Here is a 20,103-nt window from a genome sequence, read left to right on the forward strand (position 1 = left end):
GCCAACGACGATGACCGTTCACGCGGCGCTCCAACCACCGATCGATGCGCAATCGCTGTCGGGTCTGACGCAGGCCGAAGCCGCCCGCCGCTTGGAGGCCGATGGCTTCAACGAGATCCCGGCGCAAAATCGGCGCAGCGCGGTGGCGATGGTGGCGGGCGTATTGCGCGAGCCGATGTTGCTCCTGCTGCTCGCGACTGGCGCCATCTATCTCGCGCTCGGCACGCTCGGCGAGGCGCTCATGCTGCTGGTCGGCGTATGCCTCGTCATCGCCATCGAACTCTACCAGGAGCACAAGACCGAGCGCGCGCTCGAAGCCTTGCGCGATCTGACCAGCCCGCGCGCACTCGTCATTCGCGATGCTCAGCCGCAGCGCATCCCGGGCCGCGAGGTGGTGCGGGGCGACCTCTTGATCCTGTCGGAGGGCGACCGCGTGCCGGCCGATGCGGCGCTGCTATCGGCGACCCACCTCTGGGTCGACGAATCTCTGCTGACAGGGGAGTCACTCCCAGTGCGCAAGTCGGCGCACACTGAGGCGGCAACGTTTGAACCTGGCGACGAACCGGACCTCGTCTACTCCGGCACGCTGGTCACACGTGGCCACGGCATCGCTCGGGCTGAGCAGACGGGCATGCAGACCGAGATCGGCAAAGTCGGCCGCCGCCTTCAGAGCCTCGAATCGGGTGACACCCTGTTGCGCGCGGAGATGAAGCGCATCGTTCGCATCTTCGCCGTGCTGGGGATCGGTTTGTGCGTGGTGGTGAGCCTGCTCTACGCACTGACCATCGGCGGTTGGCTGCGGGCCTCGCTGGTCGGCATCTCATTGGCGATCTCGATGACACCGGAAGAATTTCCCGTCGTGCTGGCGGTATTCTTCGCACTCGGCGCGTGGCGCATGTCGAAGCGCCGCGTGCTGACGCGGCGCGCGCAAGCCATCGAAGCGCTCGGCGCGGTGACCGTGCTGTGTGTCGACAAGACCGGCACGCTCACGCTCAATCAGATGTCGGTGACTCGTTTGGTCGCGGATGAAGAGGCCGTCGAACTCGTCGACGGCCGGCAACAGGTTCCCGAGCCGTTTCATGCGCTCGCCGAGTTCATGTTGCTGGCGAGTCAACGCGATCCGTTCGACCCCACCGAGTTGGCGCTCAAGCGCTTCGCCGGCGACGCCCTCGCCGACACCGAGCATCTGCACGGCGACTGGCAATTGGTGCGCGAGTATCCGCTCTCCAACGAGTTGCTCGCGCTCTCGCACGTGTGGCGTGCGCCCGACGCTACGGAGTACGTCATCGCGGCCAAGGGCGCCCCCGAAGCAATCGTCGACCTCTGCCACGTGAACGCGGCGCAGGCGGTCGCGATCGCACACAAGGTCACCGGTCTTGCCGAGGACGGCCTGCGCGTGCTCGGCGTCGCGCGCGCCTACTTCCGTCAGACGACCTTGCCCGAGCAACAGCACGACTTTGACTTCGAGTTTCTCGGACTCGTCGGGTTGGCCGATCCGGTGCGCGCCACGGTGCCGCGCGCGATTCGCGAGTGCTACGACGCCGGCATTCGCGTCGTCATGCTGACCGGCGACTACCCCGGCACGGCGCAGAACATCGCCCGCCAGATCGGGCTGGCGGAGTGGCAAACGGTGTTGACCGGCGCTGAGCTGCAGGCGCTCGACGAGGCGGAGCTGGCACGACGTATTCCGCACGTGAACGTGTTCGCGCGTATCGTGCCGGAACAGAAGCTGCGCCTCGTCAACGCGCTCAAGGCAACCGGTGCGGTCGTCGCGATGACCGGCGATGGAGTCAATGACGCGCCGGCGCTCAAGGCCGCGCACATCGGGATCGCGATGGGCGGGCACGGTACCGACGTCGCCCGCGAGGCTGCGGCCATTGTGTTGCTCGACGACGACTTCTCGTCCCTTGTCGAGTCGGTCCGAATGGGTCGGCGTATCTACGACAACCTCAAGCGGGCGATGGCATACATCTTCGCGGTCCACATCCCGATCGCGGGCGCCGCCCTGGTGCCGCTGCTGCTCAAGTGGCCGTTAGTCTTGCTGCCGGTGCATCTCGTCTTTCTCGAACTGATCATCGACCCGGCGTGCTCGCTCGGCTTCGAGGCCGAGCAGGAAGAGGTCGACATCATGACCCGTCCGCCGCGCAACCAGCATGAACTGATGTTCACCCGCAAAATGATCGGGCGCGGTTTGTTGCAAGGGCTCGGCATCCTGGTCACGGTGCTGCTGGTCTTTGGCTGGGCGTTGCGCCACGACCGGGGCGAGCGGGCGGCGCGCGCGCTGATGTTCGCCACGCTGATCGTCGCCAACCTCGGCTTGATTCTGATCAACCGGTCGTGGTCACGCACGATCGTGCAGGTCGCGCAGTCACCGAATCGCGTGCTGTGGTGGGTCGGCGGCGCGGCGCTCGCGCTGATGATTCTGGTGCTCACCGTTCCGGGTTTGCGTGATCTATTTCAGTTCGCACCGCTGCGACTCGGCGACTGGGCGCTGTGCCTGGCCGCGGGGGTCGCCAGCGTGGCGTGGTTCGAAGTGGCCAAGCTATGGTCGCGGGCTACTGCGTGAGTGTCGCGCGGGATCGCGCCCGACTGGGACTGGCGGGCGGCGCGCGGGTTTGGGAGAATCCTCAGCATGGCGATCCAGTCGTTCAACCCGGCAACCGGCGTCGTGTTCAAACGCTTCGCTCCGCACACGTCCGCGCAAATCGACGCGGCACTGGTCTCCGCGCAACGCAGCTTCCGGCAGTGGCGCGACGTTCCAATCGCGGAGCGCGGCCGGCTGATGCAGCGGGTGGCGGCGATCTTGCGCAGCGATGCGTCCCGTTTTGCGCGGTTGATCACGCTCGAAATGGGCAAGCCCATCACGCAAGCAACTGCGGAGGTCGAGAAGTGCGCTTGGGCCTGCGAATACTTCGCGAGTGAAGCGCCGCGGCTACTTGCCGACGAGCCGATCGTGACCGACGCCGCGCGCAGCATCGTCGAGTTCGATCCACTCGGCGTAGTGCTGGCGGTCATGCCGTGGAATTTCCCCTTCTGGCAAGTATTCCGCTTCGCGGCGCCGGCGCTGATGGCCGGCAACGTCGGCGTACTCAAACACGCGTCGAACGTGCCGCAGTGTGCGCTCGCCATCGCGGCGGTGTTCCGTCGCGCCGGCTTGCCGAAGGGTACGTTCCAGACGCTGTTGATCGAGTCCCGCCGCGTCGCCCGGGTCATTGCCGACCTGCGCATCGCCGCCGTGACACTCACCGGCAGTGAAGCGGCGGGTGTTGAGGTGGCCACGGCGGCGGGCACGCATCTCAAGAAGGTGGTGCTGGAACTGGGCGGATCGGATCCGTTCATCGTGCTGCGCGACGCCGACCTCGATCGCTGCTGCGCCAGCGCCGTACAGGCGCGCACGATCAACTCGGGTCAGAGCTGCATCGCGGCCAAACGTTTCATCGTCGAGCGTGCCGTTGCCGGAGAGTTCACCGATCGGTTCACCGCGGCGATGGCGGCGCTGCGTGTCGGCGATCCGCTGGATGAAACGACGCAAGTCGGCCCGCTGGCGCGTCCCGACCTAGTCGACGAGGTAGACCGGCAGGTCCGTCAGTCGCTGCGCCGCGGCGCCACGCTATTGACTGGCGGCACACGCCTCAGCCGCACCGGCTGCTTCTATCCGCCGACGGTGTTGGCACGCGTCCGTAAAGGAAAGCCGGCTTACGATGAGGAAGTGTTCGGCCCGGTGGCGAGCGTAATTGTTGCGCGCGACGCGGACGATGCCGTGCGCCTCGCTAACGATACTCGCTTCGGGTTGGGCGCCAGTCTGTGGACTCGCGATGTCGAGCGCGCGCAGCGACTTGCGCGGCGACTGGAGGCTGGCCTCGTGTGCATCAACGAGATGGTGAAGTCCGACCCGCGCCTGCCCTTCGGCGGCGTGAAGAAGTCGGGCTATGGGCGCGAGCTGGGCGCGTATGGGATCAAGGAGTTCACCAACATCAAGACGGTGGTCAGTGCGTAGCGTCTTGTCCCAGGATCAAGCTAGGGACACGCAGTTAAGGCGATGTTCACCGCCGCAATGATTTCCTCTACGGTGATCTCTCCGTCTCTGCCCGCGTCACCTTCGGGACAGGTCGAAAGCGGAGTGAGGCCGAGGGCAATATTGACCATAGTGATGAGTTCCTCGACTGTTACTTCAGCGTCTCCGTTGCAGTTGCCGACACAAGGGACGGGAGTTTGTGTGAGTGTTGCTGTGATGGTGGCTGTGAGAGATTGAGTTGGCGTCGGCGACTCAGTCGGAGTACTCGTACCGGTGAGGGTCGCCGTCGCCGTCGCGGTGGAACTTGCGGTCGGTGTTGCAGTCGGCGTTGGCGTCTGTGTCGGCGTTGGTGTCGCTGTTGGCAGAGCCGTTGGTGCGGCATGTATACCGGTGGCCGCCGCGGCCAAGCGCGCCTTGGTGAAATACGGTGCACCGTTCGCCGTGGGGTTTCCCTTTACGGTGACCGCTGCGCCGGAAACCGTCGTGACCGCCGGGTAGGTCAGATATACCGTCGTCCCCGATACCTTGGCGATGATGGTCTTGAAGTCGGCTCCCGCCACGCCGGCTCCGGCGATCTCAACCTCTTTGCCGGAAGCGAAGCCGGTGGCATCTGCAACCGTGAGGGGATTGATGGTCGCCCCGTCGGTGGATCCCGCCGTGATGGATCCGGTGGTCGTGACGTCATCGCGCGACACTCCGCCGCCGTGGCACTGCCCGCAGGCGTTGTCGAGGTCGATCCAGACAGCATCAGCATAGGTGTCGTCAGGAGCGGTGTTGGAGAGGTTTACATTCTTGGCGGACGCCGCCGCACTCGCACCGTTCACAGGGTAGGCGTATGTGTAGTCGCCATAGATGGAGTAGGACGGGTCGGTGTTTATCCTCCACACGTGCCTGATGCCAGGAGGCTGATGGCAGGTGGAGCAGGCGCTCGACGGATCGGTGGCAGCATCCTGCAACGGCGTGCCCGGTCCGGCCACGTGATTGATGTGCGAAGGGTCGACCTGCGGACTGATGGTAGCGGTTGAACTGGAATGGCAATCCGTGCACGCCACTTTCACGCTCTTGCTCATGCCCGCTACGTTCTCGTTCAGAGGCTCGTGAGCGTCGTGGCAGGTAACGCAGGAACCAGCCGCGCGGTCAGAAATTCCCTTCAAGTCGATCTTCGCGGCCTGCGCGAATTTGCTGGCGTACAACGAGTTCGTCACACCATTTAGATTCATCGTGCCCGGGCTGCACTCGGTCGGCGCGCCGGGGGCGTATGGCGTGATGCTGCCGCCATACCCATTGATGGCGTACGGTGGGCAACCCAATTGGCCCCATGTCCCTGAGAACTTCGCGTGCGGGCTGTTGAGGAACTCGGGTCCGTCGGGATGATGCGCGAACCCGTCAGGCTGCTGTTGCTTGTTGGTAAACGGTGTCGCCGCGTTGGTATTGGCCGCGTAGCCGTTCTGATTTGCGTTTGCCCTCGGGGCCGTGTCGCTTTCCATTCGGTGGCACGTCATGCAAGCGGCAATGATGTCGCCGCCAGTCGTCGAGGCTGTCGGCCACGTCGAATGGTGACCGTCTGCCGCAACGTGGCACCGCGAGCACTGAATGCCCCACTGGTCCCAGGACGAAACGTCGGTGGCGGAGTCTCCCGCTGTGGAGGGTCTGAGAAGTAAGGTGCCGCTGCCGACTGCCGTCAGGGTTTTGAAGTCCACGGTCGGGAAATCACTCTGAGGGTGTTTGGTGCTGATGTCGTCCGCCGTGTGATTGGCCGTCCACCCGGTCGTATGGCAACGACCACACTTATAGGGTTGGCTGCCGCGCTCGATCATCGGCGGACCGCCTTCAAGACCCGCGCCGCCGTAGATCCAGTAGAGCGGTTGGGTGGTCGACGCGATCCATACGTAGCCGGTCGCACCGGTGGACGGCTTCTTTGCGGCTTCGCAAATGGCTTGGGTCGGATAGTTCAAAGGATAGCCGGCGTTGCCATTCCCCATTACCGGAGACTCGCAATCTGGGCATGCGGCCAGGTCTGGAAGATCATCTGAGCCGACCGCTCCGCTTGGGTCCTTGGCGCAGTAGCCCGTCGTTACCGAGCTGGGAGCAGCGCCGATGCCGGTCGTCCAGTCGACGGGCATCGTGGGGTAAAGTTCCTGTATCCAGAGTGAGAGAAAGGATCCATCGGTGCCGACTGAAGCTTGGGTCGAATCCCCTAAATACGGATGGGTGGTGTCAACGCCGGGCATTGTCCATTTGGCCCCGTCGGCCGGCCTCGACATGTTTTTGTGTCCGCCCAAGAGATAGCTCGACGTGTCGGAAGCGATGCCGCCAGGTTTGTGGCAAAAGAGGCAGTTGTCATAGCCCGAGCCGAGGCTCGTCGGCAGATCCCAGCCGCCGGTGGTCGCATTGTGAGTGGCCCCGTCAGTGTTGAACACTGCTGCCGCAGCGGTGACTGAGTAGATCAGCGGCAGCGCCAGCGTCAGAAACAGTCGTGCGAACCGCGTTCCGATGTTTGACTTCATGCCGCTTGCGCCTTTCACCGCTTGGAGCACCCCGCCCGCTGTCATTCGAAGACGGTGCTCATGCATCGATGCCAACCTGCGGAAAGCTCGGGAGCAATGTGGATGCCGCATTCGGAGCAGTAGGATTGACGGCCGCACGGCGTGAAGCGCGGCGGAACGTTCCACATTTTGCCAGTGCGAAATGCGAAACTTTCCTTGCCGTGGGAAAGTTGCCTCGTCGCAGGGTGCCCCGGGCTTCCCGTGCAAAGCCCCCCGGCGCCGTGCTAGCTGAGCATCTATGCCGGACACGAAGGCCACGTCGGCCACCGCTCGTCTACGTCAGCAAATCGTCGAGCGCGAACGGGCGGAGAACGCGTTGCGCGAAAGCGAAGCGCGCGCCCGGGCGATCTTGGATACCACCGTCGACGGCATCGTGACCATCGACGAACTCGGGTTGGTCGAATCCTTCAATCCCGCGGCCGAACGGCTGTTCGGCTACGCCGCCGCCGAGGTGATCGGGCGCAACATCAAGCTGCTCATGCCGGCGCCGTACGACGACGAGCACGACGACTACCTGACCGCGTATCGTCGAACCGGGTCGAGGAAGATCATCGGCATCGGCCGCGAGGTGATGGGATTGCGCAAGGACGGCACGATCTTTCCCATGGATCTCGCCGTCAGCGAAACGCAACTGAGCAGCCGGCGGATCTTCACCGGAACCGTTCGCGACATCAGCGCACGCAAGGAGGCCGAGAAGCAGCTACGTGAGCTGGCCGCCATCGTCGAGTCGTCGGACGATGCCATCATCAGTAAGACATCCAACGGCACCATCGTCAGTTGGAACGCCGGCGCCGAGAAAATGTACGGCTACTCCGCCGACGAAGTGCGCGGCCGTTCGATCGCGATCATCGTGCCCCCCGAACGCCAGGACGAAATGCCACGGTTCCTCGACCGTATCCGCCGCGGCGAAGTCATCGATCACTATGAGACTGTTCGCGTGCGCAAGGGCGGCAAGACGATTGCCGTGTCGGTGACCATCTCGCCGATCAAGGACGCGCACGGCACGGTGATCGGGGCCTCGGCCATCGCGCGCGACATCAGCGAGCGCAAGCGCAGCGAGGCGATGATGCAGGAACTGCAGAAGCAGGCGCGGCAACGCGATCGGCTGGCGGACATTGGGGCCATTACCGCCCAGATCGTCCACGATCTCGGCAATCCGCTGGCGGGCGTGTCGATGCAAGCGCAGCTCATCCTGCGTCGCGCCCAACGGGACGGACAGCAGCCGCTCAGTTCGATCCTGAAACCAGCCGAGCGTATCGTCGCCGAGGTCCATCGGCTCGACGGACTGGTCAAAGAGTTCATGGAGTTTTCGCGCGAGCAGCGCCTCGATCTGAAACCCGTCAACTTGCCGCGCTTCCTTGCCGCGGTGATCGAAATGTGGCAGCCCCTGGCCTCCGCCCGCGCGATCGCCATCACCCTCGATGTGCCCGCTGCCGTACCCTCGATCACGGCAGACGAAGAGAAGCTCCACCGCGTGTTCGAGAACTTGGTGAAGAACGCCATTGAGGCCATCGATCACGGGCCCGGCCGTATCCGGATCGTCGTCACTCCGCTCGACGCCGACCGGGTGCGCATTTCGGTCGCCGACACCGGGCCTGGCATTCCCGAAACGGTGGAAGCGTTTCGCCTATTTGAGACGACCAAGCCACAGGGCAGCGGCCTCGGGCTGCCGATTGTAAGGCAAATTGTCATCGCGCACGGTGGGGGCATTGGATTTGCTCCCGCAGAACCGCAGGGAACGGTTTTTCATGTCGAGCTGCGGATCCGAGGACCCTTCACATAGACCCACAATGGTTCTGCTCATGGACGACGACGAGGGGTTCCGCGGTGCGCTGGCCGAGAACCTGCGCGACGACGGCTACCATGTAGTAGAGTTCAGTGGCGTCCACGAACTGCCGCCGCTGCCAACGCTCGGAGAAATCCGCGCGGTGGTGACCGACTACGACATGCCCGGGACTGATGGACTGACGTTCGCGGAGACCTTTCACGCGCAGTACCCCGCGATCCCCATCATCATGGTGACCGGCTATCCCACTCCGAACCTCCAAGCGCGCATCGAAGCGCGGGGCTTCGTATCGCTCCTGCGCAAGCCGCTCGACTACGGCGAGCTGCAGACCCTGCTCGGTCAGCTTGTTGCCCCACCCGCTTGTAGTTAACCCAGAGGTGACAGAACATGGGTGGTGGGGTCGCAGTTTGCCCGCACCAGTTGCGCGGTCGGGGAGGGTTCCAACGTGCCATTCTTACCGTCATTGAGAAATGAGGTTTTGGGAGGGCGAGGCTCCCGCCGAGCCGCCGCACCATCACCGCGCCAGCGGCTCGCCGGAAGGCTCGCCCTCCCAGATTCGCCCACCGATCTATTGTCACATCAGGGTTCGCTGTTCGACACGAGCGCACTTCTCACAACTTGGAAGGACGCGGCGATCGAATCCTCGTAGCGGTCGTCCACCGCACCGCACGCCGCTGGCAGGGCATTTGCGACAGTGCAGGCGAGAGCGCACGCGCCACGACGGGAGGACACGATGAAGGTCGAACAAATCATGAAACGACCGGTCAACACCTGTACCCCTCGCGACACACTCAACACCGCCGCCAAGATCATGTGGGACCACGATTGCGGCTGCGTCCCGATAGTCGAAGACGGGCGCTTGGTCGGCATGCTGACGGACCGGGACATCTGCATGGCGGCATACACCCAAGGCGCGCCGCTCACTGGCCTCGAAGTGTGGAAGGCGATGAGCAATGTGGTCCACATCTGCCGGCCAAGCGACACCCTAGCCGTGGCAGAACGATTGATGCAGACGCACGGCATTCGGCGCCTGCCCATCGTCGACTCAGATGGTCGCCTCGTCGGCCTGTTGTCGCTCAGCGACATCGCACTGGAAGGTGTGCGCGAGCGCAGCGGCAAGGCCAAACGGCAAATCAGTGCCGACGAGGTGGCCCGTACGCTGGGAAGCATTTGCGAACCCCGCGAATCGACCAGTCTCGCGACCGCGGCCTGAGCGCCGCGGCAGAAGCGGCGACCATGCGCGCAACCGAGTTGTTACACGTGTTGGTATTGGCGGGCGGGGACGGCACGCGGCTGCAAGAGCTAACGCGCGAGCTGACCGGCGCGCCCATTCCCAAGCAGTATTGCCGACTGCTCGGCGAGCGCTCGTTGTTAGAAGAGACAGTGGAGCGCGCGCGTCACATAGTACCGCCGGCGCGAACCGTGGTCGTTATCAATCACGATCATCTGCCGATCGTCGGCGAACAGTTGCGCGGCGTGCCGCCGCACAACATCTTTGTGCAGCCCTGTGGTCGTGATACCGGCCCCGGGTTGCTGTTCGCCTTACGCCAGCTCGCACAGCGTGATCGGACCACCATCGTGGCGATGATGCCGAGCGACCACTATGTCGGCGACAACCGAGCCTTTGCCGCCCACGTTGAGCACGCCGCGCAGATTGTCAGAGCGCATCCGCGCAAAGTCGCCGTGCTGGGAATCCGTCCCGACCGGGCCGAACCCGGGCTCGGCTACATCATGCCATCGACGCGCGTGCGTGGTGTGGCGAACGCGTTCCGGGTGGCGGCATTTCAGGAGAAGCCGACGGCCGAGTCTGCCAGGAAGCTGATCGAGAACGGCGCGCTGTGGAACTCGTTTGTCCTGGTCTTCCGAGTCGATCGCATGCTGGAACTGATTGAGCAGGCCGCGCCATGCGAAACCGCCCGCTTGCGCGCAGCGACAGAAAGTCCTCACGACCTCGCCGCAGGGTACCGCGCGCTGGCGCCATGGAACTTCTCGACTCAGGTCTTGGCCCGCATCACCGAACATCTCGTCGCCGTCCGCGTCGACGATATTCATTGGAGCGATTGGGGCACGCGGGAATCGATCGAGCAGACGCTCCACGCACTCAGACGCGTGCCGCCGTGGCGCACGCACGCGCAACCGCACGCGGCGTAACGTCCAGAGGGGACACCAGAGCGATGCCGAAGGGAAAAGGACTGATCCGCAGCTTGAACCGGCAGGGTACGCGCCCGGACAAGACGCCGCGCGGCGCGGTCAAGGCTGCGCCGTTGGCGGATCCGACCGTATGTCAACGCTGTGGGGCGATCTACGCGCACCGCACGTGGCGGCGCAATCACAAGGCCACCATGGCGCTCTTCGATCGCGCCGCGTGGACGGTGTGCCCCGGCTGCCAGCAAGTCGAAGCCGGGCAGTATTTCGGACGCGTGCTGATCCGCGGCGCGTACGCGCTGGCCAACGAGACCACCTTGCGACAGCGCATCCGCAACGTCGATGCGCGCGCCCGCGTCACCCAGCCGGAGCGTCGCGTGATTTCGGTCGCACGCGAGGGCGCCGTCCTGGAAGTGCTCACCACTTCGCAGAAGCTCGCGCATCGGATCGTGCACGAGTTGAAGAAAGCGTTCCGCGGTCGTGCCGCGTACCACTGGTCGGATGACGATGGCAGCCTGATCGCCACCTGGCAACGTGACGACGCACCGCCGGCCCGTGCGCGCTAGGCTTCTTGGAGGACAGCAATGACGATCAAACAGATTCTGGTCCCGGTCGACTTCTCTGAGCCCTCGCTGGCTGGACTCGACTACGCGATCGAATTGAGTCGCACGTTCAAAGCCTCACTGTTGGTTCTGTTCGTCGTCGAAGTCATCTACTACGCCGGCGAAAGCTTGGGGCTGTTACTCGACGACCAGCGCCGCCGCGCTCGCGCCGATTTGGATCGGTTGGCGGGGGCGCTGGCGAAGCGGCGCGTGAAGTTCGACACGCTGCTCGAAACCGGCTTGCCCGCGCAGGCGATCGCCGACACCGCGCACAAACGCAAGATCGATCTGATCGTGATGGCCACCCACGGCCGCACCGGCCTGTCGCACATGCTGCTCGGCAGCGTTGCCGAGCGCGTCGTGCGCACGGCCGCGTGTCCGGTGTTGACGATCCCTACTCACAAGTCCTCCCGCCGCGCCGCGACCAAGCGCTAGCGCTCCTATCGGCGTCCGGAGGATCATCGCGGCGGCGCTTGCTCCGCGGCCCGGCGAGTGCCACGACACAGACCGTGGCCGTCCCCAAAAGTATCCGACGCATTGCGGACAGTGTGTGGGAGGTGCCGCTGACGCTGCGGCCGGGGATGCGTGTGCCGGTACGCATCTGCGCCACCGAAGCGTTGCTGCACGCGATGGACGACCAGGTGTTCACGCAGGCGGCGAACGTCGCCACACTCCCCGGCATCGTCGGCGCCAGCTTCGTCATGCCCGATGCGCACTGGGGCTATGGGTTCCCCATCGGTGGCGTCGCCGCGATGGATCCCGCAACCGGCGTGATCTCGCCCGGCGGCATCGGCTTCGACATCAATTGCGGCATGCGGTTGGTGCTGACCGACCTCACGCTCGAAGAGGTGCAGCCGAAACCGCGCACGCTGATCGACTTACTCTACGAGCGCGTGCCGACCGGTGTCGGTTGCCGCGGGTTCGTGAAACTGTCGCAGTCGGAATTCGCCGAGGTGCTCGAGCGCGGTGCCGGCTGGTGCGTGCGCAACGGGTACGGCACCGCCGATGATCTCGCGCGCACCGAAGAGCATGGCTGCTTACGCGGCGCCGATGCCTCCTGTGTCAGCCCGCGCGCCATCGAGCGCGGCTATCAGCAGATCGGCACCCTCGGATCGGGCAATCACTACTTGGAGATTCAGGTCGCGCGGCCGGAACACGTCGTCGACGCGCCGCTGGCCGCACAGCTCGGGATCACACAGCCGAATCAGATCGCGGTCATGTTTCATTGCGGCAGCCGCGGCTTCGGTCACCAGGTAGCGAGCGACTACCTGCAGATCTTCTTGCACGCGATGAAGACGAAGTACGGATTGGAAATCATCGATCGCGAACTCGCGTGCGCCCCATTCATGTCGGACGAAGGGCAGCGGTACTTCGCAGCCATGCAGTGTGCCGCCAACATGTCGTTCGCCAATCGCCAGGTGATCCTCCACCGCATCCGCGAAGTGTTCGGCCACGTGTTCGGTCGTGACCCGAACGATCTCGGCCTGCGCATGGTGTACGACGTGGCGCACAACACCGCCAAGCTTGAAGACCACGTCGTCGACGGCACGCGGCGACAGCTGCTGGTGCATCGCAAAGGGGCGACGCGCGCGTTCGGACCCGGCATGGCCGGCTTGCCGCCCGAGTATCAGCAGACCGGGCAACCGGTGATCATCGGTGGGAGCATGGAAACGGGGTCGTACTTACTGACCGGCCTGGCAAGCGGCGCCGACACATTTTTCAGCACCGCGCACGGCAGCGGCCGCACCATGAGCCGAACGAAAGCGAAGAAGTCGTACCACGGCCGCGAGCTGCAGCGCAGCATGGAGGCGCGCGGCATCTACGTGCGCACGGCGTCGTATGCCGGCCTCGCCGAGGAAGCCGGCGGCGCTTACAAAGACATCGACGCCGTGGTCGAGGCCACCGAGCGCGCGGGCCTGAGCCACGGGGTGGTCCGCTTCACGCCGATCGGCAACGTCAAAGGCTGAACGCTCGCATGCCCTACGAGTACGTCGAAGACGGCGTCACCAGCGACGTCACGTTCCACGCGTGGGGACGCGACCTCGACGAACTCTTCGCCGCCGCGGCCGACGCGACGGCGAATGTGATGGTGGCCTCACTCGATTCCGTTCGCCCGCTGGTCAGCCGCACGGTGTCGCTGAGCGCAGACGCGCTCGACCTCCTCCTGATGCGCTTGCTCGACGAACTCATCTTCTACAAGGACGCCGAGGGCCTGCTCCTCCGCGCGTGCGGGGTCCACGTCACGGCGACGGACAACACTTCTCACCTCCCTCAGCTGACGGCGGAGTTACGCGGCGAACCGATCGACCTCACTCGCCATGAGATGCTGGCTGACGTAAAGGCGGTCACCCTCCACGGACTGCGGGTCGAAGTAGTCGAGGGCGCTGCTCATGCTCGTGTAACGCTGGATGTGTGAGCACCCGCCGGGCTTGTCGGCGCTCCCATTGCCGCAGACCCTGGCGGAGGAAATCCGGATCGAGGTCCAACGCATGACAGAGGTTCTCGAAGGAAAACGGTTCGCTCTGATCGCGATGCCAGATCCACTCGTCGGCGTCGATCGCCAGCCGTCGCTGTCCGCGATTGTAGACGAAGCGATATTTCTGGAAGCAATGGATCGCGTCTTCGAGCACTGCGAGCATGAGTGCACGCTCCCCGGTGGCCACTTCGCCGCGCCGCGCGAGCAGTTGCACCGGAAGAAGCAAGTCGGGCTCATGTTCGAGCCCACGTCCAACTGTGATTGATTCGGTCACCGCTCTACGAGTCATGACGATCGCCAGCAAGTGCAAGCCCTGCGCCACGGCTCCTTCATCCGTTTCAGGTCGGCGGCGCGCCCCGTTGATTCCTAATGATGACAGTTCACGTACGTAATATCCCAACTGTGAGTAAGGATAGACGCGGCATTGCCCCTAGGGTGTGAGCTGCGTCAGCTCGATAAGAAATGTGCGACAGGGCGAACACAGTAGCTACGCCATGCTCACATCAGAAGCAGCAAGGCGCTACGCTGCCGAGCAAAGCAGCACCGTTCACGAAAGCGTGCAGGGTCGCGCTGCGAGTGAGATCGGTGCGCGCCTACTTCGTGGCGGGCGCTGGGCCTTCCGACTCGTCTTCGGCATGCGGGATGGTCGCGATCACGATGGTGCCGCGCTCGGGCACACCGTGGATGGTGACGTCGCCACCGAGGTGCAGCGCGCGCTCGCGCATGCCGAGCAGGCCGAGCGCGTTGGGATCAAGCCGCGCGGCATCACTAATCCCGATGCCATCGTCGGCCACATTCAGGTAAACGCGCCCCGCCTCGTCGCGGAGCACCACGCGGACGTGCGTGGCGCTCGCGTGCCGGGCCACGTTGGTCAACGTTTCTTGAAAGATGCGGAACAATGCTGTGGCGGCCAGCTGTGGTACCTGGTTGCATCCCGGATTCATCTCCAGCACGCAGCGAATGCCGGTGCGCGCTTGGAACTCTCGCGCTTGCCACTCGATGGCGGCGGGCAAGCCGAGGTCGTCGAGGACTCCCGGTCGCAAGTCGCTGGCGATGCGACGAATCGCGTGAATGGTCGAATCGATGTGACGTCCCATCGCGTCGATTCGAGTGCGCACGTCGTCGGTTTCGGATGCCGGCGGCAGACCACGGCGCAGCAACGCCAGGTCGATCTTCAAGGCGGTGAGTGCCTGCCCCAGTTCGTCGTGTAGCTCGCGCGCGATGCGGGCGCTCTCGTCGTCACGCACGTGCTGGAGTCGCCCGGAGAGTGCCCGCAGTTGCTCTTGCGAGCGCTTGAGGTCGCTCTCGCCGGATTTGCGCTCGGTGATATCGACTGCCGAACCGATGAAACCGCTGAGCGTACCGTCGGCCTCGAGGCGCGGAGTCCCCGAGGTCAGCAGCCAGCGATAGGTGCTGTCGGCGCGGCACGCGCGGTATTCGACCGTGAAGCTCCGCCGCTCATTGAAGGCGTCGACGGAGGCTTTCAGTAGACGCTCACGGTCGTCGGGATGAACGGCCGTGAGCCAGCCTTCGCCGAGTTCTGCCTCTAGCGGGCGGCCAGTGAATTCCGTCCACCGCTGATTCAGATAGATGCAGCGCCCATCTGAGCCGGTGACCCAGATCATTACCGGCGCGGTATCGGCCATCAGGCGGAAGCGTTGCTCGCTCTCGCGTAAGGCGGCCTCGGCGCGCCGATGCGCCCGGCGCACCTCGGCCTCGTGCAGCTCGCGCTGCACGGCGGGCACCAGTCGCGCCAACCGGTGCTTGCTGATGAAGTCGTGTGCGCCGGCCTTCATGGCACCGACCGCGAATTCCTCGCCAACCTCACCGGAGACGATGATGATCGGCACCTCGCACTGCAGTTCCCCGAGCAATTGCAAGGCAGCGGGCGCGCTGAGCTGTGGCATCACCCAATCGCAGGTGACGAGATCCCACGATTCAGCCGTGAACGCGGTTCGCAACGCCTCCGCAGTTTCCACGCGGGCCGCCGTCGCATCATAGCCGCCGCGCCGCAGCTCGTATAACAAGAGGCTGGCGTCGTCTTCGTTATCTTCGATCAGCAACACTCGCAGCGGTGTGGCCATGCGGCTCGAATGCGATGTTGATAACCGGGCGCCCTATGCGAGCAGCTCGCGTGCCGCTCGCACGATGCCGTCGGCGTCGATGCCGTGAATGCGCAAGAGATCGGGATAGGGTTCGACTTCCGTGCAAAATACATCGCGCACGCCCACCCGCCGCAAGCGGCCGACACCCAACTCGGCGATCACCTCGGCGACCGCGCCACCGAGGCCGCCGATCACCGAGTGTTCTTCGGCGGTAACTAGCCGCCCGGTCTCGCGCGCGGCGCGTTCGATCGCCGTGCGATCGAGCGGTTTGAGCGTGTGCACGTTGAGCACGCGCGCACTGATGCCGTCGGTTTTGAGCAGGTCATGCGCCGCCAGCGCAGACGCGACTGGCGCGCCGGTGGCGATGAGAGTCAGGTCTTTGCCCTCGCGCATCGTCACCACTTCGCCGATGCGAAACGGCGCATCGTAGCCGTCGATCGAGCCGAGGAAACCGAGGCGCACGTAAACCGGACCATCGCTGGCTGCGGCCGCGCGCACGGCACGGGTGGCCTCGTTCGCATCGGCGGGCGACAGGATGGTCAGCCCCGGGATCGTCCGCAGCAGAGCGATGTCTTCCATCGCGTGGTGCGTGGCGCCCCACGGCCCGGCTTCGAGACCCGCGAACGGGGCGAGGATCTTCACGTTGTTGCGGTTGTACGCGCAGTCGTCGCGAATCTGTTCGAAGCCGCGCATGGAGACGAACGGCGCCATCGCGATCACGAACGGCAGCTTGCCGGCGTGCGCCAGCCCGGCTGCGACCCCGACGAGGTTCTCTTCGCTGATGCCGACATCAAAGTGGCGCGTGGGGAAGCGTTCGGTGAACGCGCCGACCGGTCCGAAGTCCTGCGTCACCAACACCACGTGGGGGTTGTGCTCCGCCAGTTCTACCAACACATCGGCCGACGACATGGCTGCGACGTACCCGCTCATGGACACCTCCTACGATTGCGGATTGGGGAACTCGGAATGCGGAATGCGGAGTTCGGAATGCGGAATGTTTGAATGGTGATCATGCGCGTCGTTTGTTTTGTCTAGCGGTCTTGATCGACGAGACGGTCATGGCGACCAGTTCGTTGGCCTCGGTGAGCAGCGTGGCAACGCGTTCCGGTCGTGCCAGTCGTGATTCGACGAGTAGCTCCATCCAATAGATCGACTCGTGCGCTTCTTCCTCAACGACTCCCATCTTCGCCACAAAATCAGCCCTCGACCGTGCGCGACAGGCCGCGCGGTAGTTCGCGCCGACAGAGGTGCCACACCGCAACAGTCGTCTACCGATCACATCGCCCGTTCGGCCCACCGGCAACTCTTTCACGAGATCGATCACGCGCAGCGCAAACACTCTGGTCCGACGCTGCAACTCAAGGCTAGCCATTCACTCCGCATTCCAAATTCAGTATCCCAAATTCCGCATTCCGCATTCCCCATTCCGCATTCGGCACTCCGCAATCAACCAAGCGCGCTGAGCGTGCGCTCGACCTCTTCGTCGCTCAGCCACGTGTAGTGCGCGCGTGGCGTGCCTTCGATGCCGGGCACCCCTTTGCCCTTCACCGTGTTGGCGATGATGACGGTCGGCCCGGAGCGGGCCGGGACGGTGGCCAGGGCCTCGACGATTGCGCGCATGCTGTGACCGTCGATCTCGATCGCGTTCCAGCGGAACGCCCGCCATTTGTCGGCGAGCGGATCGAGCGGCATGATGCGATCGACCGCTCCGCCGGCTTGGAAGCGATTGTAGTCGACGATCGCGATCAGGTTCTCGGTGGGAAAACGCGGCGCTGAAAGCGCAGCCTCCCACACGGTGCCCTCTTGTAACTCGCCGTCGCCGAGCAACACCACCGTGCGGGAACCTGATTGGTCGAGCGCTTCGGCGATGGCGATGCCGACGCCGACCGACAACGCGTGGCCGAGCGAGCCGGTCGCGAACTCGACCCCCGGCGCCTTGTGGGTCGGATGGCCGGCGAGCCGGCTGCCGGACTTGCCCGAATTGGCGAGTTCCGACGCATCGATCTTGCCCAGCTCGACCATGCACGCGTGCAGCGCGGTGACCGCGTGGCCCTTGCTCATCAGGAAGCGGTCGCGCTTCCGCGCCCCGTCTTCGAGCTGCAGGTAATGAAAGAACAGCGCGGCCATAATGTCGGCGCACGACATCGCCCCGCCGAGATGCGCGAAGTACGATCCGGCGACGGTGACGATGTGGCGGCGCAGCGTCGCCGCGCGTCGTTCGAGTGCTTGAATGTCCGCCGTGGTGTTCATGCGCCCTCCTTCAGATCCGAACGATCGATTACGATCCGGAAAACTTCTTGATCGCGTCGACGAAGGCCGCTGGCTTCTCGTACATCACCATGTGCCCGGCCTCGGCGATGGTGTGCAGTTGCGCGTGCGGGATCAAGCGTCGGAACTCATCGGCGTACACCGGCGGAATGAGCGCGTCGGACGCGCCCCACAACAGCAACGTCTTTGCCTTCAGGCGGTACAAGCGCCGGTGCAAGCCGCGGTCGGGAATCGGGAAGAGCAGCTTCCCGGCCATGCCGAGGCGACGCGCGTTCTGCACCATGAACTCACCCAGCGCCGTGAGATCCTCGAAATTGGCGCCGGCGGTCAGCAGCCGCACGCCGAGGTCGGCGTCGTGAAACAGCAGGCGCGGGATGTCGAACGGCATCATCGCGAACAGATCGGGAATCTCGTGATCCGCGAGCCACAGCCCCGCCGGGGAGACCAACACCAACCGGTCGACATCATGCGGGCACACCGCCGCCATCTCGGCGGCAATCATGCCGCCCAGGCTGTGTCCCACCAACAGCGGACGCCGCAGGCCGAGCGCATCGATCACGTCGAAGGTGTGCAATGTCAGGTCGAGCATGTCGCGCAACGCGTCGTCACCCTCGGACTCGTCGTAGCCCGGCAACATCGGCACGTAGACGCGGAAGTGTTCCATCAAGCCGTCGAGGAAGGCGGTGTCGTTGGGTAGCAGTCCACCCGCGCCGTGGAGAAACACCAGCGGTTCCCCACGGCCGCCCTCGTGGACTTGAATACTCGTCCGGCCGCCGGCCGGTTTGATCACGCGCGATTGCATGGCCATTAGCGAGATCCCCTGAGACCGGTGACGCTCTGGCCGCTGAGGCTAGCGCCACCGAGACTCTTCTGCGGCTCACGGCGACCGGCGAGCGGCTTGATCCAGAAGCGATCATCGTTGGCGTATTCCGGCCACATGTTGCGCAGCTTGGGCATCACCTTCTCGGCGAACAGTTTCGTCGAGTGCCGCGTGACCTCATCCCGCATGTTGCCCATGTGCAGGAGGCAGAAGACGTGGCCCACGCGCAGCGAGCGAATCATCTCTTCCATCTGCTGGCAGACTGTGTCGGGCCCGCCTGCAATGATGTAGCGATCGTCGACCAGCGTCTTCCAGTCCAGGGTCGCGAACATCAGTTGACGCACGGCGCTGAGCTGCGACAGCACGCCGGCCTTGATGGTCTTGATCGTGCGATACCCGGGCGCATCGGCGAAGCCGGGAAACACGTGCAAGCAGCGGTTAAAGAAGTACTTGATCGGCTCGGCGTAGAGCTGCTCGGCTTCGGCGTCGGTCTCGCCGACGCAGACGATCTGCGCGAAGCCGGCGCGATAGGGCGACTCGTCCTTGCCGCGCGCGGCGACACGATTCCAGTAGCCGTCCATCAACTCCTTGCCGCGCACGTAGCCGGTGAAGCTGAGGTACGAGTAGTTGTAGTCGTGGTCGAGACAGAAGTCGTAGGTTTCGAGCGAGCCGCCGCCGGGGATGAAGATCGGCGGGTGCGGCTTCTGAATCGGCTTCGGCCAACAGTTGACGTAGCGCAGCTTGGTATACTCACCGTTGAAGGCAAACGGTTCATTGGCGGCCCACGCCTTGATGATGAGCTCGTGCGCTTCGCGATACTTGTCGCGTGTGAGCGCGGGGATTTGGCCGTAGCAGTAGTTGGTGTCCATCGAGGTGCCGACGGGAAAACCGCCGATGAGGCGGCCGCCCGATAGCACATCGAGCATGGCGAACTCTTCCGCCACCCGCAGCGGCGGATTGTACAGCGCGATGCTGTTGCCGAGATCGACCAACGCCGCGCGCGACGTGCGCCGGCTCAACGTCGCCGCCATGATGTTGGGCGATGGCATCAACCCGTAGCCGTTGGCGTGGTGTTCGTTGACGCCGAGACCGTCGAAGCCGAGTTCTTCCGCGTACTCCAGTTGATCGAGGTAGGTATGGTAGAGGTGATGCCCTTTCTCCGGATCGTAGAGCGAGCTGGGGATGTCGACCCACACCGAGCGGTACTTCTCGCGGAAGTCGTCGGGCAGATACGGCCACGGCATCAAGTTGAACCAGGTGAACTTCATGCAATGCTCCTTCTCAACCAATCACTCGCTCTCTCACAGTGAGCTTTGCACAAGTGAGCGGACTCCCCTCTC

General features: G+C 64.4%; 18 protein-coding genes. 11 read left to right on the top strand and 7 right to left on the bottom strand.

Translation table 11 applies throughout. From position 1 onward, the window contains the following. The first annotated feature begins 10 nt into the window (after positions 1–10). Positions 11–2,566, top strand: a complete 2,556-nt coding sequence (locus tag HYR72_09095) for a cation-translocating P-type ATPase (protein MBI1815121.1) — start codon at positions 11–13, stop codon at positions 2,564–2,566. Between the two features lie 66 nt (positions 2,567–2,632). Next, on the top strand, positions 2,633–3,997 hold the full coding sequence (locus HYR72_09100) for an NAD-dependent succinate-semialdehyde dehydrogenase (GenBank protein ID MBI1815122.1): 1,365 nt from the start codon (positions 2,633–2,635) through the stop codon (positions 3,995–3,997). A gap of 20 nt (positions 3,998–4,017) precedes the next feature. On the opposite strand, the gene HYR72_09105 is transcribed toward HYR72_09100, so the two are convergent. After that, on the bottom strand, positions 4,018–6,522 hold the full coding sequence (locus HYR72_09105; GenBank protein MBI1815123.1) for a hypothetical protein: 2,505 nt from the start codon (positions 6,520–6,522) through the stop codon (positions 4,018–4,020). Between the two features lie 277 nt (positions 6,523–6,799). On the opposite strand from HYR72_09105, the gene HYR72_09110 reads away from it, so the two are divergent. From HYR72_09110 to HYR72_09150, 9 genes are all read left to right on the top strand, one after another. Further along, positions 6,800–8,344, top strand: a complete 1,545-nt coding sequence (locus tag HYR72_09110; GenBank protein MBI1815124.1) for a PAS domain S-box protein — start codon at positions 6,800–6,802, stop codon at positions 8,342–8,344. A 19-nt stretch (positions 8,345–8,363) separates the two neighbouring features. Next, positions 8,364–8,717, top strand: a complete 354-nt coding sequence (locus tag HYR72_09115) for a response regulator (GenBank protein MBI1815125.1) — start codon at positions 8,364–8,366, stop codon at positions 8,715–8,717. A 363-nt stretch (positions 8,718–9,080) separates the two neighbouring features. Beyond that, complete coding sequence (locus HYR72_09120) at positions 9,081–9,560, top strand: CBS domain-containing protein (protein ID MBI1815126.1); 480 nt, start codon at positions 9,081–9,083, stop codon at positions 9,558–9,560. A 23-nt stretch (positions 9,561–9,583) separates the two neighbouring features. Beyond that, entirely contained in the window at positions 9,584–10,498 is a 915-nt protein-coding gene (locus tag HYR72_09125; GenBank protein ID MBI1815127.1) for an NTP transferase domain-containing protein, read from the top strand. A 23-nt stretch (positions 10,499–10,521) separates the two neighbouring features. Further along, a complete protein-coding gene (locus HYR72_09130; GenBank protein ID MBI1815128.1) occupies positions 10,522–11,058 on the top strand; it encodes a hypothetical protein in 537 nt (178 codons plus the stop codon). An 18-nt stretch (positions 11,059–11,076) separates the two neighbouring features. Next, a complete protein-coding gene (locus HYR72_09135) occupies positions 11,077–11,529 on the top strand; it encodes a universal stress protein (protein MBI1815129.1) in 453 nt (150 codons plus the stop codon). Between the two features lie 74 nt (positions 11,530–11,603). Further along, the gene (locus HYR72_09140) at positions 11,604–13,061 is read left to right on the top strand and encodes an RtcB family protein (GenBank protein MBI1815130.1); all 1,458 of its coding nucleotides are present in this window, start codon (positions 11,604–11,606) and stop codon (positions 13,059–13,061) included. A gap of 8 nt (positions 13,062–13,069) precedes the next feature. Beyond that, positions 13,070–13,510 (top strand): archease, encoded by a 441-nt coding sequence (locus HYR72_09145; GenBank protein MBI1815131.1) that lies wholly within the window; start codon positions 13,070–13,072, stop codon positions 13,508–13,510. Positions 13,511–13,583: 73 nt separating this feature from the next. Beyond that, complete coding sequence (locus tag HYR72_09150; GenBank protein MBI1815132.1) at positions 13,584–13,835, top strand: hypothetical protein; 252 nt, start codon at positions 13,584–13,586, stop codon at positions 13,833–13,835. A gap of 328 nt (positions 13,836–14,163) precedes the next feature. On the opposite strand, the gene HYR72_09155 is transcribed toward HYR72_09150, so the two are convergent. From HYR72_09155 to HYR72_09180, 6 genes are all read right to left on the bottom strand, one after another. Further along, positions 14,164–15,654, bottom strand: coding sequence for a PAS domain S-box protein (locus HYR72_09155; GenBank protein MBI1815133.1), 1,491 nt, complete (start codon positions 15,652–15,654; stop codon positions 14,164–14,166). Positions 15,655–15,687: 33 nt separating this feature from the next. Then, the gene (locus tag HYR72_09160; protein ID MBI1815134.1) at positions 15,688–16,605 is read right to left on the bottom strand and encodes a transketolase family protein; all 918 of its coding nucleotides are present in this window, start codon (positions 16,603–16,605) and stop codon (positions 15,688–15,690) included. A gap of 79 nt (positions 16,606–16,684) precedes the next feature. Continuing rightward, a complete protein-coding gene (locus HYR72_09165; GenBank protein ID MBI1815135.1) occupies positions 16,685–17,047 on the bottom strand; it encodes a four helix bundle protein in 363 nt (120 codons plus the stop codon). A 74-nt stretch (positions 17,048–17,121) separates the two neighbouring features. Then, the gene (locus tag HYR72_09170) at positions 17,122–17,925 is read right to left on the bottom strand and encodes a transketolase (GenBank protein ID MBI1815136.1); all 804 of its coding nucleotides are present in this window, start codon (positions 17,923–17,925) and stop codon (positions 17,122–17,124) included. Between the two features lie 28 nt (positions 17,926–17,953). Next, on the bottom strand, positions 17,954–18,751 hold the full coding sequence (locus tag HYR72_09175) for an alpha/beta fold hydrolase (GenBank protein ID MBI1815137.1): 798 nt from the start codon (positions 18,749–18,751) through the stop codon (positions 17,954–17,956). Further along, the gene (locus tag HYR72_09180) at positions 18,751–20,031 is read right to left on the bottom strand and encodes an LLM class flavin-dependent oxidoreductase (GenBank protein MBI1815138.1); all 1,281 of its coding nucleotides are present in this window, start codon (positions 20,029–20,031) and stop codon (positions 18,751–18,753) included. Before HYR72_09180 ends, HYR72_09175 begins: the two co-directional genes overlap by 1 nt. Between the last annotated feature and the right edge of the window lie 72 nt (positions 20,032–20,103).

The sequence above is a fragment of the Deltaproteobacteria bacterium genome (assembly GCA_016178705.1).
Classification (GTDB): domain Bacteria; phylum Desulfobacterota; class Binatia; order HRBIN30; family JACQVA1; genus JACOST01.

Excerpts from the sequence above, each read along its gene's own strand:
- HYR72_09095 (MBI1815121.1), top strand. The coding sequence starts at position 11 with ATGACCGTTCACGCGGCGCTCCAACCACCGATCGATGCGCAATCGCTG.
- HYR72_09100 (MBI1815122.1), top strand. The coding sequence starts at position 2,633 with ATGGCGATCCAGTCGTTCAACCCGGCAACCGGCGTCGTGTTCAAACGC.
- HYR72_09105 (MBI1815123.1), bottom strand. The coding sequence starts at position 6,522 with ATGAAGTCAAACATCGGAACGCGGTTCGCACGACTGTTTCTGACGCTG.
- HYR72_09110 (MBI1815124.1), top strand. The coding sequence starts at position 6,800 with ATGCCGGACACGAAGGCCACGTCGGCCACCGCTCGTCTACGTCAGCAA.
- HYR72_09115 (MBI1815125.1), top strand. The coding sequence starts at position 8,364 with ATGGACGACGACGAGGGGTTCCGCGGTGCGCTGGCCGAGAACCTGCGC.
- HYR72_09120 (MBI1815126.1), top strand. The coding sequence starts at position 9,081 with ATGAAGGTCGAACAAATCATGAAACGACCGGTCAACACCTGTACCCCT.
- HYR72_09125 (MBI1815127.1), top strand. The coding sequence starts at position 9,584 with ATGCGCGCAACCGAGTTGTTACACGTGTTGGTATTGGCGGGCGGGGAC.
- HYR72_09130 (MBI1815128.1), top strand. The coding sequence starts at position 10,522 with ATGCCGAAGGGAAAAGGACTGATCCGCAGCTTGAACCGGCAGGGTACG.
- HYR72_09135 (MBI1815129.1), top strand. The coding sequence starts at position 11,077 with ATGACGATCAAACAGATTCTGGTCCCGGTCGACTTCTCTGAGCCCTCG.
- HYR72_09145 (MBI1815131.1), top strand. The coding sequence starts at position 13,070 with ATGCCCTACGAGTACGTCGAAGACGGCGTCACCAGCGACGTCACGTTC.
- HYR72_09150 (MBI1815132.1), top strand. The coding sequence starts at position 13,584 with ATGACAGAGGTTCTCGAAGGAAAACGGTTCGCTCTGATCGCGATGCCA.
- HYR72_09155 (MBI1815133.1), bottom strand. The coding sequence starts at position 15,654 with ATGGCCACACCGCTGCGAGTGTTGCTGATCGAAGATAACGAAGACGAC.
- HYR72_09160 (MBI1815134.1), bottom strand. The coding sequence starts at position 16,605 with ATGAGCGGGTACGTCGCAGCCATGTCGTCGGCCGATGTGTTGGTAGAA.
- HYR72_09165 (MBI1815135.1), bottom strand. The coding sequence starts at position 17,047 with ATGGCTAGCCTTGAGTTGCAGCGTCGGACCAGAGTGTTTGCGCTGCGC.
- HYR72_09170 (MBI1815136.1), bottom strand. The coding sequence starts at position 17,925 with ATGAACACCACGGCGGACATTCAAGCACTCGAACGACGCGCGGCGACG.
- HYR72_09175 (MBI1815137.1), bottom strand. The coding sequence starts at position 18,751 with ATGGCCATGCAATCGCGCGTGATCAAACCGGCCGGCGGCCGGACGAGT.
- HYR72_09180 (MBI1815138.1), bottom strand. The coding sequence starts at position 20,031 with ATGAAGTTCACCTGGTTCAACTTGATGCCGTGGCCGTATCTGCCCGAC.